An 11,414-nucleotide genomic window follows, 5' to 3' on the forward strand; every position below is an offset into this window, starting at 1 on the left:
TTATTCACCTATTGCCTGTGCCGGATCTACTTTTAAAATTGATCTGATTGGAATTAAGCTGCCGATAATTGCCGTTAACAGCAAACCTGCTGTACCGGTCAGAATGATTCTTGGCGTGAAGCTGATGGGAACTGCGGCCGGTAAAACCTTAACTGTCACAAACATTGCTGCCAAGCCAATGACTAATCCGGTAAGAACTAATATAATTGCCTGGCTAACGGTTGCTTTTACTAAAGTGCTGCTGGGAATTCCTTGTGCACGCATGACCGCATAGTTATGCATTTTTTGCATTGTTAAAATGTACAGGAAAACTGCGATTATAATTAACGAAATAATGTATAAAAATCCAATCATCAATTCAAAAGTCATATTTTGCGCTGTATATCCTGGAAGTTTTTTAATAAATTGGCCAATAGGATATGTCTTGCTATCTTTATAATTATACTTGTAGTTATGATCACGAGAAATTATAGCTGAAGCCTCTAAAGTTGGCATCCCTTGCCGCAACTTTTTCCAAGACTCCAATGTCCCGTATATAATTGGAGCAATATTAATTTTCGCATTCTTAACAAAGCCAACAATCTTATACTTTTTACTCGAGCCGTTAAGTGCCAGTTTATCGCCTATTTTGTAACCTTTAGTTTTAAAGGCCTGGTCAACAGTCACCTCATAATTCTTTTTTGCTTTTCTACCCGCAATAAGTTCTTGATCATGATAAATAAACTGTTGCTTTTTAACCCCAATAAATTGTGCTGAAATTTGGGGACGTCCTGCTTTCTTAACTACTACTGGAATTTGACCTAGCAATGCTTCATCTTTAGATAATGAAGCCCTTTTTAAATCATTTTTGGTTAAAAATGACTGACTCATACTTACGTTAGCATTTTTATTTAAGATTACTTTTTGAGCATTCCAAGATTCAAGTGCCTGTGTATTTTCACTGGCCAAGCCTGTTGCCAGTGCTGATAAGACGAATATAAGATAACTAATCAAAAAAATCATTAAAATTATTAAGCCATAACGTAGTTTCTCTCTTTTTATTTCTTTAATTGCTAAAAACATTAATTTTTTCCTTTATTCAACAGTTCCAAGCTCGCCTTAAAACGAGTCATAATTGCCTTTTTTTGAGCTGGGTTTGTTAATACCAAGCGAATGGTGGCATGGCTTAGCACCATTGCACTCCAATTCTGCGGATCTAATTCAGCTAAAATTTTTGGTGAAACAGGATGGCCAGGTGAACTTTCGTTATACAAAATATGCGTTTTTATTAAACCTGCATATGTACTTGCCTGCATTTCTTCAATAAAATGCACAACATTGACATAATATTGTTGTGCATCAAACTGCGACTTTATTTTTATTGGTAAATGAATACTTTTTAGAGCCAATTCATACATATAATGATATGCATCTTCTAAATCAAAAAAATATTTATAAAAAGTCCCGCGTGCAATACCCGTTTCTTTCACTATTCGTGCCACTTGTGCTTTTGCCAAAGGATAGTTGCTAAATTCTTTTAATAAAGCATTTTCGATTTTCTTCTTTTTGCCAGCAGGCAAGTTAATAAAAGTTGACTTAGCCATTTTCTTAATCATCTCCTTTTGTCGTAAGTGACACAGTGTCACTTTATAAAAATGATAGTTCAGTTGCTTTTAGTCGTCAATTATAATGCTCGCATAATTTTTTATAAAAAAAGAGTCTGGGAAAAAAGTGTTCTTTGAAGTTAAATTTAAAAATTTCACAATTAAAAAAGACCGACAAATCAACGTTTTATTGACGTGATTTGTCGGCCTTTTTTAGTTAGGTTAGAGTTTTTTCCCAGACTCTTAGTACGCTATTCAAAAGTTAAAATACGGTTATAATAATTTACCCGGGGAATACTATTAAGATAAGAAACTTTTGCTAAAGCACAATTATCCATGGTTTCAAAATACTTCATGTCACCATGCGTAAAATAGTGGGCAAACATCATTCTAATTAGAGTACCATGGCAAAAAACGAGTACTTTTTTACTCAAATAATTCTTTTTCATATCATCTAGAAAACTGCCGCACCTTTGATCCAGTGCCGCAAAAGATTCACCACTCGGGGCATACTTTATATAGCGAGCTGCAGCCTTGCCCCAAGGATCAATGGCATCAGGATATTTTTGCCCCAGCTCTGAAAGAAAATGACCGTCCCATTCGCCAAAATTAATTTCCGTTAGCCTTTGATCAATTTTTATTTCTTTTTGTCCTTTAGTAAAAATTTCAGCGGTTGTCAAAGATCTTTTTAAAGGACTTGAAAAAACCACATCAAATCCCGCAGGATCAAAATTGGCAGCAGCTCTTTCAGCACATGCACGACCAGATTCATCTAAATCATGATCAAAAACCGAACCTTGAATACGACCGGTTTTATTTAAATCCGTTTGACCATGGCGAACAAAAACAATTTCCATAATAACCTCACATTTCTATATCTTAATTTTTAGCGCCGTTTAAAATCGAACTCTGTCCTGAAAACATAAGTGTCATTGGTACTGTCTTCAGGCTCAAACACAAAACCAAAATCATGAAAATCTTGCAGTTGCTCCGGTTCAGTTAATTGGTTTTCAGCAATATAGCGCACCATCTCTCCACGAGCCATCTTGGCATGCACCCCAACTGTTTTCCACTGACCGTTTTTCGTTTCTTGAAAATCAACAGTAATCATCTGCCTGCCATTCTTAACGTATGGAGTAACATTACGAGAATATTCTTTAGAAGCCAAATTAATGAGTATCTGATCTTCATCAAAAAGATTGTTCGCAATTGTCGTGCCCCAAAATCGGTATAAATTGGGCTGTTTAAACCCCTTTACCTTGTTTTTCATTTCCAATCTGTATGGCCACACACCGTCAAAAGGTCGTAAAACACCGTACAGACCTGATAATATTCGGACATTTTTTTGCAAGTAAGACAAAGCGGGCTTAGTGAACAAGTCGGGAGCCATATATTGATACTGAATGCCAGAATAGGAAATAATGGCAGGAGTTAAACCATCTTTTTGACTCAAGTTTAGAGTTTGAATCTGCCTTTGACCTTCTTTAGTTGTACGCTCACTAGATTGCCAGATTTTTTGTAATTCATCAAAACTGCATTTTTTTAGAAAAGCGGCTAATTCTTGAGCTTGAGCTAAAAATTGTGGAGACGTTTTTGCAGAAAAAGAGTCATTATCAACTGTCATTTTCATTGCCGGTGAAATAATAATTTTCATCTTTACCACCTTTTGGGTTAAACTTATTAATAATATCTACTGAAGGAGAGAAATCAATGAATCCTGATTTTGCCATCGTATTAAATTTTAAACTAAAAAGTACAAAAGATGTAGACGCTGATTTTTTAGTTAAAACTGCTCGCAATATAGGAGCCCGGGCTGTCAGCGTTGACGCTCATCAAACAGACTTTAAAAAAGCTTGTGCAAAATATACTATTGCTTTGGTCGATGCAGAAACTATTAAAGAAAGTTGTGATTTAGTCCCAGCAAATGCAGTTGCAAAGCTTGTAGCAAATCGTAAAGATGGTCAAAAGACGATAATTAATATTCCAGTTACCGATAATGGGAAGTTGCCTTCTGAAACTGAAGAAATGCTTAAGCAAATCAACAACTGGATGCATCTTTTTGGCCATGCTTTTAATGAAAGCGAACCCTGCGCCCTTAAAATTAGCAATGTAGAAGACAATAACGGTTTCGTACTCCAGAATAGGCACATGCCTTATCAAAAATATATTTTTATCAAACAGCCACTGCCAGAAACACTAAAAATTCTGGGTCTGTCCGACAATCCTAATCGTATCGAAATGATTGAGAATAGGACTGAACTGGATTTCACTTTTGCTGATGACGAATTGAGCATAAACTTAGATGGTGTGCCTAAAAGTGATTTTACATGGCAGCTAATTCGAATTCAAGAGCACCGGCCAGAAGACGATATTAAAGAAACTAAATATTAGCACTCAATAACAATTTCAACTTAAAAACTGATAAACCTTGTTAAGATTGTGTAACTTGAATAAGAATTCGGGTTACATCGTCAAATAAAGATTTATCAGTTTTTTAATGAATCAGTTTTTAATTTTTACCGTTGACCATAATAAGCATTAGGACCATGTTTACGGTAGTAATGTTTATCCAGCAAATACTGCGGTAATTCTGAATTCTGATGGGTTAATTCTAAAGTGTGAAAGTCTTCTTCTGCCACTACTTCCAACACCTTGGCATTATAAACAGCTTTTGCAGGAGTTGCACCCCAAGCAAACGGACCGTGCTGACTAACTAGTGCAGCGGGAGTTGCTTCGTAATCAAGATTACGTTCTTTAAAAGTACGCACAATTGTCTTCCCGGTATTGCCTTCATAATCTTCCTCTATTTCTGCCTTAGTCAAGGCATCAGCAGCCGGCACAGCAGTATAAAAGGTATCTGCATGAGTTGTGTTCAGTGCCGGAATATCCATTTTGGCAGCCGCAAATGAAACTGCCCAAGGTGAATGGGTGTGCACAATCCCACCAATTTTAGGAAAATGATTATACAAATAAGTATGGGTGGGTGTGTCTGATGACGGATTTTTGTCTCCTTCAACTACTTCGCCTTTTAGATTAATAACCACTAGATCTTCTGGCTTCAGCTTTTCATAAGGGACCCCAGAGGGCTTAATTACAAATAAACCTTGTTCTCTATCTATTCCTGAAACATTGCCCCAAGTAAAAGTTACCAAATTTAACTTGGGTAGTGACATGTTAGCCTCATAGACTTCTTCTTTTAATTTTTCCAGCATTTTATTCTCCTTTAATTCACCTTTTCTTGAGTAATGCCTACCTGTTTGAAAATATCATCAAAAAATGCCTTGGCACTTTTTACTTCTTCGAGCGCGTTTTCATCACCGTTATCTCCAGACCACATTTCAATAGTAAAACTGCCGTTATAATCTAATCTGACTAAAGTACGGAGCAAACCAGTAAAATCAACGCATCCCTGACCAAAAGGCACATTCTTAAACTGACCCTTAAAAGTTGAGGTAACTTTTTTACTGTCTTTTAAATGAATGGCACAGATAGTATCAATGTATTTTTCAAGTTGGGCCGGCACATCGTTTTCAGGCCATGCACTCAAATTGCCTAAGTCAGGATATGCCTGCAACCACGGGCTTTTAGCTAAATCATGATAATGGGCAATCTTAGACAGATTATTAATAAAAGGATCATCCATCGTTTCAATTGACAGCATAATATTTTTCTTTGCAGCCATATGGACACATTTAATCAGATTTTCAACGTAATATTCTCTGGAAGTCATAGTCTTTTTTTCATAAAAAACATCGTAGCCGGCCATTTGAATATTGTGAATGCCCAAATCGACACAAAGATCAATTGCTTTTTGCATCATTACCAAGGATTTCTCGCGTATTGCCGGATCAGCTGAACCTAAGGGGAAGCGTCGATGACCCGATAGCATTAAGTTATTTATCCTGGTATTCGTCTCCCACATTAGATTACGGATTTCACTTCTCTTTTCTCGTGTCCAATCTAAGCGTGCTAAACGTTCGTCGCTTTCGTCAACTGAAAATTCTAAAAAATTAAAGCCCAAGTCATGTGTTAATTCAAAAGTTTCCCGCCACGACAAGTTCTGGGGCAAAGCTTTTTCATAGATTCCTAAAGCATTAACTGTCATTATTCTCTCCTCATATTTATTAAAAAAGGGAAAATGAACCTTCGCTCACTTATCCCCTTTTTTAGTATTTAATTAACCCCAAATTCTGTTGATTTCGTCTTTAAACTGTTTGGCAACAGCGTGTGGGTCATCTGCTTCTCTGATTGCACGACCAGCAATAAAGGTATAAACTGGAACTCCCTTAAACAACTTTAAAATTTCGGGATGAACGCCACCGGTAACGGAAACCTTAAAGCCCATATTGATCAGATTTTTGACATTTTCAACATCCTGCTGCGACCATTTTTGGCCAGCAAACTTGGCGTCACGACTTTGATGGTAAACTACCTGATGAATGCCGTGATCAAGCCATTCCTGCATTCTTTCTTTATTATCCCAGCCTTCATAAAGTTCTACTTGAACTTCAATTTCCTTTTGAGCATTGCTCATAGTAGGAACAGTAGCTGCATTAATACATGTCATCCAATCTGCACCGGCATCTTTGCATGATTGACCACACTTTGTACCAGCATCAGCACATTTAATATCAGCCAGCAAGATTTTATCTGGAGCCATTGCACGCAGGTTCCTAACCGCACTTAAGCCATCTTTATAAACCAGAATGGTCCCCGCTTCAACAACATCAATTACATCTTCTACTTTACGTAAAACTTCTATTGCCTGCGCTGTATTGTCACTGTCTAAAGCCACTTGTAATTTTGGTAAATCCATTATTTTCTCCTATTACTTTTTAAACTTTGTGGGGATGTCAGAAGCATTTACTTTGTCTTCAACTTCTTTAGCCGAAATAACATTTTTTATGCCAATGACCTCACCGCCACGCTTTTTAACTTCATCAAACATACTGATAAATGGAATTGAGGTAAAAACTACGTCATAGTTACGCGCAATGCCTTTAGCTTCCGAAATGGAAGTATGATCAGCTTGCGTTATTTGATAGCCCATCTTTTCCAATGTCTTCTTGACGGTTCGCAGCAGCATTAAGCTCGTTCCTGAACCATTAGCACACGCAGTCAAAATCTTCATATAAAATCATCCTTTCTGTAGTTATTCTTCTTTATTATTTAATTTCTTCCATGCTGGGTAATCTTCAGTGATCATGAAGTAACCTTCAGGATCGGCACGGTACTGTAATTGTGGAATAGCTAAAAGCAAAATAATGATTACTGCTACACCGATATAGCCGAGATATTTCATGACTACCGTGAAGAATGGCCAAACAGTAGCCCAGTCAAACATGCCGAGGTAGCCACCGTATCTTGCCATACCTACCCAGGTAGCAATTAAAGCTGAACCTGCAACTTGAATTAAGCCGGAAATGAATGGCATAATCATCGCACACTTATAGCCTCCACGGTCATTTGAATATAGTCCTATAGCGGCATTGTCAAAGAACAGTGGAATAAATCCAGCTATGACTAAAGTTGGCGAGTGGAAAACAAGCAATAAGATAATCATGGTGAATTGACCAAGTGCACCAAACATGAATCCAATAGTTTGTGCATTTTGGGAACCAAAACCTAGGGTGGCGGCAACGTCAATCCCCGGTACCGCACCTGGAAGCCAACGATCTGAAATTCCTGTGAAGGATTCAGTTAATTCATTAACGAAAGTTCTTACCCCAAGCTGAAGAATTGCCAGGTAAACTGAAAATTGCAGGGCAGTTTGCAAAATGTAAAAGATAAAGCTTTGACCCTTTTGCATAAAATGAGCCTTGGTTAAGTAATCTGGTCCCAGAACTACTAAAATTGCGCCGATGAAAATCAACATTAAGATTGAAGTTGATACCATATTGTCATTAAAGATTGACATAAAACTTGGCAGTTTAATGTCCTCAAGTCGTTTGTTTTTACCCTTAGTCTTTTTCACAGAATGTTTTTCAATCATTTCGGAAAGCTTGGCAAAAAAGTAAATACCAAACATCTGTTGGTGAGCTACAGCAAAACCGGCTCCATCTGTTAATTCTTGAGTGATACCAACTGTTAGGTTTGAGCCCACAGCCCAGTAGAGTCCTAAAATCAAACTCATGATTGCTAAAATCGAAAAGCGGTTTAATTTAGGAAAACAGAACAATATCAGCCAAAAGGCAGTTGCCGCCTGCTGCACTTGTACATTGCCCGTAGTAAATACGGCCCGCAGCTTGGTGTATTTTGAAAATCTGACCAATAAAATATTAATGATATAGGCAAATAACAGTAATAGCATTGTGTCTGCAAACGAACGGCCAAAGCGTTCCATTATTCCTGCATTAACAGCATTTTGTCCAAAATAAGGATCAATAATCATCGCACTAAGATGAAAACGATCTTTTAGGCCTACAAGAATCGGCCTGAAAGTGTTAACTAAACCCCCAGAACCGGCAGCTAATATAAAGTAGCCAACAGTAGCCTTTAAAAAACCTGACAGAACTTCATACCACTTTTTACGTTCCAAAATATAGCCAATGAGAACGATGAAGCCGATCATGAACGCTGGTTGATTTAAAACATTAGTGGCAAAGTAGCTCCAAATAGCTAATAAAGCATTTAAAATATTTTGCATTTTTCTTACCTGCTTTTTTCTTTACTCTTATCATGTTTTTGCATGACTTTTTGATAATCTTGTAAATTCTTCACTTTACGTAGGTCTTCAATCATGTCATCTTCCATCAGCAAGTTGGAGAGGTTAGCAATATTTTTCATATGAGTAGGGTTATCTTTAGCAGCCAGCATAAAGAATAGTTGCGCATTTTTTTCTGGATCATTTGGGTCAAAGGAAACTGCCTCTGGGAATATTGTCAGACCAATACCAGTACCTAAAACCTCCGAACTATTGGCTTGCGAATGGGGCATTGCCACACCGGGAACAATCACAATATACGGTCCATATTGTTTGACGTCTGCAATTACCTGATCAATATATTTATCCGTGACAAGCTTATTTTTCTTCATTATTTCACCGGATATCCTGATGGCCTGCTGCCAATCTTTTGGGTGTTTCTGACTGATATTAATCAAGTGATTTTCTAAAAAATATCTGAGCATGATTTCCTCCTACCAAATTTTTAATGAAAAAGAGAATTATAGTAATTCTGGGAATGGTAAGTCAGGATCATTCTTAAATGCATCATGAAAGCCACGATCGTACATGTATTCAAATTTATCTTTATCTTGAGGGAAGTTAAATTCTCCACCGACTTGCCAGATGTAAGGTTTAAATTGATATTGTAAGCGATTCTTTTTTCTGTTCCACAAAGCCAAGATATCTTTAGGATCGCTGTAAAAATTAGTCCAAATGTCATAGTGCATTGGGATAATAACTTTTGTCTTTAAAGCTTCTGCCATGCGTAAAACTTGGGAATCATCAAGTTTATCCGTAATTCCACGTGGATTTTCACCATATGCACAAAGGGCTACGTCAACTTTATTTTCGTTACCATGTTTCACAAAAGTGTTAGAATAGTGTGAATCGCCTGAATGGTATAAGTTTCCACCTGAAGTTTCTACGAGGTAGTTAACTGCTACTTTGGCCATTTCTATTGGCTTAGTACCTGCCAATTTAACGTTCGGATCATCTTCTGTAACAAGTTCAGTCCGGTCAAAAGCTTCTAAAGCCTTGATGGTTACTGAACCAACCTTGACTTCATCTCCAGGTTTAACTACAGTGATTTTTTCTGCCGGAACGCCCCATTCTTCCCATTCATCAGCTACGCCTTGAGGACCGATAAATTTTGCATTAGGGCAAAATTTGTTAACACAAGCTGCTGTATAAATATCCAAGTGGTCGTGGTGAGTATGTGTAACGCACAGTGCATCTAAATCTTTGATAGCAAATGGGTCAATTACGTAAGGCTTATTACGTAAATTAGGTTGTAAAGCCTCTCCACCTGTCATTCTCATCATTTGGTGACCTTGACGCATCTTGCCATCACCATGAGTGTGTTTACCGGTACCGTTCCACATATCAATTGCAATGTTTGTACCCTCATGTGTTTTAAGCCAGGTACCCATGCAACCTAGCCACCAGATTGCAAATGATTTTTCTGGTACCTTTTTGGCAGCAATTTGCTCATTTAAGAAAGTTCCCCATTCTGGGAAATTATTTTCTGCAAAAACTTGCGGTGTCACTTCATTAATGTTAGTTGGTTTCGTCATTTTTTCCTCCTATGTTCTTTTTATCCTTGTTTTCATGTTAAATTATATTGTAGTATGTTATCGCTTTCAACCATATTAAAGGATAATTATTACTTTTTATGATATTTTTACAAAAAATAAGATATTTTATTGATAATTATCATATTTTATGGTAATTTTTGTTACTGAAAATAAATAGTTGTTATTACGGTGAGAATTTAAAATGAAGAACTCATATCAAGAAATCAAAAATAGACGCCAAAAAATTATTGATTTACTTAACCATCAAAAAAAGATCAGCTTAGATGAATTGAGTCAAAAGCTGAACGTTTCTATTATGACAGTTCGCAGAGATTGCAGCAATCTGGCTAATCAAGGCAAGATATTGCAGGAAAAAGGCATCATCTCGTTAGTAAAGCCTGAAGAAGTTCCTTTTACTGATTCTGTCAGTTACATTAAACAAAGGCTCGGTGAAGAAGCAGCTTCTCACATTGAGAAACATAACTGGGTTTTTATCAATTCAAGTACTACCGCTTTTGAGGCGATTCCCTACTTACTAAAAAAAGACGTTAACATTTTAACCAATAATGGCTATGCAGGAAATTTAGACATGCGAGCCAGTAACAGCCAAATTATCTTAAGCGGTGGTAATGTCTCTCGCAAAATGATTATGAGCGGTGACTTGGCAGTTGAACCTTTTTTAAAAATCTTTGCCGACTGGTCAATTATCGGCTGTGCGGGTTTAAGTCTTGAACGAGGCATTTCAACACCTTTTATGGAAGAAGCAAAAGTAAACAAAGCTATTATTAGACAGTCCCGTAAATTAATAGTAGTTGCTGATTACAGTAAGTTTAACCAGTTTTCTAATTTTGTAATCGGTCAGGCCAGTGATATAGACCTATTGATCACGGATTCTTTTACGCCAAGAGATACGGTTGAAGGGTTTATAAAAGCTGGTGTGCAAGTTATTCAAATACAGTTATAAGCAAAAAAGCAGGGGTGAAAAGTTTATTACTTTTCACCCCTGCTTTAATTTGTTCAGAAATAAAGTTTGCTTATTTAAGATATTCCATTAGCTGCTTAATGCCTGTTTCTTTTTTTATCCTCCGGCATATTCTGATTATTTAAAATTTCAATGCACGTTTCACTATTGAATAAATCTGCTTGTCGTCATTACTGTCAATAATGAGAAAACTTATTTTAAAGTATGATTCCAAGTTTGACGTGTCTTTTTCTTCTAGCGCTTTTTTAATTAAAAGCCTAAAAATAGCCTTCATATTACGAGTCTTTTTACGTTTTACCTGTTTTTTATCATAAACAGGTAAAAATAAAGCAACGCACACAGCAGCAATTTATGCAGCTGCAGTAACCCACTCTGACAAAGGTCCGATACTCATAATCTCACTTCAGCCAATATTATATAAGTATTGCTTAAATGTAAATCAGAATTTTATTTCCAAGCAAGTTTTTAACTTAAAATATGTGATTTATATTATATACATTTATATAAAATCTTACACATTTTATCTCTATATGCGAGACCGTAAAATAGTTTGTGTAAGGATGAATAATTCCTTAAATTAATTTCTTAAAACATTAGAAAAAGGAGTTCCT

Annotated in this window: 13 protein-coding genes; 2 read left to right on the forward strand and 11 right to left on the reverse strand. The window is 36.6% G+C overall.

The window, feature by feature from the left end; all coding sequences use genetic code 11:
* The 4 genes from LDM92_RS07235 to yaaA all read right to left on the reverse strand — a co-directional run bounded on the left by LDM92_RS07235 (window position 1) and on the right by yaaA (window position 3,237).
* Entirely contained in the window at window positions 1-1,062 is a 1,062-nt protein-coding gene (locus LDM92_RS07235; RefSeq protein ID WP_223902644.1) for an ABC transporter permease, read from the reverse strand.
* Window positions 1,062-1,583: a TetR/AcrR family transcriptional regulator gene (locus tag LDM92_RS07240; protein ID WP_223902645.1), complete on the reverse strand. Its 522-nt coding sequence runs from the start codon at window positions 1,581-1,583 to the stop codon at window positions 1,062-1,064. The genes LDM92_RS07235 and LDM92_RS07240 overlap by 1 nt, the downstream gene beginning before the upstream one ends.
* Before the next feature lie 251 nt (window positions 1,584-1,834).
* Window positions 1,835-2,440, reverse strand: a complete 606-nt coding sequence (locus LDM92_RS07245; protein ID WP_223902646.1) for a histidine phosphatase family protein — start codon at window positions 2,438-2,440, stop codon at window positions 1,835-1,837.
* Window positions 2,441-2,469: 29 nt separating this feature from the next.
* Window positions 2,470-3,237 (reverse strand): peroxide stress protein YaaA, encoded by a 768-nt coding sequence (gene yaaA, locus LDM92_RS07250; RefSeq protein WP_223902647.1) that lies wholly within the window; start codon window positions 3,235-3,237, stop codon window positions 2,470-2,472.
* A gap of 56 nt (window positions 3,238-3,293) precedes the next feature.
* Here yaaA and LDM92_RS07255 point away from each other — a divergent pair, with 56 nt between their 5' ends.
* Window positions 3,294-3,974, forward strand: coding sequence for a hypothetical protein (locus tag LDM92_RS07255; protein WP_223902648.1), 681 nt, complete (start codon window positions 3,294-3,296; stop codon window positions 3,972-3,974).
* Window positions 3,975-4,099: 125 nt separating this feature from the next.
* On the opposite strand, the gene LDM92_RS07260 is transcribed toward LDM92_RS07255, so the two are convergent.
* The 7 genes from LDM92_RS07260 to ulaG all read right to left on the reverse strand — a co-directional run bounded on the left by LDM92_RS07260 (window position 4,100) and on the right by ulaG (window position 9,821).
* Window positions 4,100-4,795, reverse strand: coding sequence for an L-ribulose-5-phosphate 4-epimerase (locus tag LDM92_RS07260; protein ID WP_046331543.1), 696 nt, complete (start codon window positions 4,793-4,795; stop codon window positions 4,100-4,102).
* A gap of 11 nt (window positions 4,796-4,806) precedes the next feature.
* The gene (locus LDM92_RS07265) at window positions 4,807-5,688 is read right to left on the reverse strand and encodes an L-ribulose-5-phosphate 3-epimerase (RefSeq protein ID WP_223902649.1); all 882 of its coding nucleotides are present in this window, start codon (window positions 5,686-5,688) and stop codon (window positions 4,807-4,809) included.
* A 72-nt stretch (window positions 5,689-5,760) separates the two neighbouring features.
* The gene (locus LDM92_RS07270; protein WP_223902650.1) at window positions 5,761-6,399 is read right to left on the reverse strand and encodes a 3-keto-L-gulonate-6-phosphate decarboxylase UlaD; all 639 of its coding nucleotides are present in this window, start codon (window positions 6,397-6,399) and stop codon (window positions 5,761-5,763) included.
* Between the two features lie 12 nt (window positions 6,400-6,411).
* The gene (locus LDM92_RS07275; RefSeq protein WP_223902651.1) at window positions 6,412-6,714 is read right to left on the reverse strand and encodes a PTS sugar transporter subunit IIB; all 303 of its coding nucleotides are present in this window, start codon (window positions 6,712-6,714) and stop codon (window positions 6,412-6,414) included.
* Between the two features lie 21 nt (window positions 6,715-6,735).
* Complete coding sequence (ulaA, locus tag LDM92_RS07280) at window positions 6,736-8,229, reverse strand: PTS ascorbate transporter subunit IIC (protein WP_223902652.1); 1,494 nt, start codon at window positions 8,227-8,229, stop codon at window positions 6,736-6,738.
* A gap of 5 nt (window positions 8,230-8,234) precedes the next feature.
* Window positions 8,235-8,711 carry a PTS sugar transporter subunit IIA gene (locus tag LDM92_RS07285; RefSeq protein WP_223902653.1) on the reverse strand — a complete coding sequence of 159 codons (477 nt, stop codon included), beginning with the start codon at window positions 8,709-8,711 and terminating at the stop codon, window positions 8,235-8,237.
* 36 nt (window positions 8,712-8,747) lie between these two features.
* Window positions 8,748-9,821 carry an L-ascorbate 6-phosphate lactonase gene (gene ulaG, locus LDM92_RS07290; RefSeq protein WP_046331537.1) on the reverse strand — a complete coding sequence of 358 codons (1,074 nt, stop codon included), beginning with the start codon at window positions 9,819-9,821 and terminating at the stop codon, window positions 8,748-8,750.
* A 202-nt stretch (window positions 9,822-10,023) separates the two neighbouring features.
* Between ulaG and LDM92_RS07295 the strand changes: the two genes are divergently transcribed.
* Complete coding sequence (locus LDM92_RS07295; RefSeq protein WP_223902654.1) at window positions 10,024-10,785, forward strand: DeoR/GlpR family DNA-binding transcription regulator; 762 nt, start codon at window positions 10,024-10,026, stop codon at window positions 10,783-10,785.
* Window positions 10,786-11,414: the final 629 nt, after the last annotated feature.

This window comes from Lactobacillus laiwuensis (assembly GCF_019972835.1).
Taxonomy (GTDB): domain Bacteria; phylum Bacillota; class Bacilli; order Lactobacillales; family Lactobacillaceae; genus Lactobacillus; species Lactobacillus laiwuensis.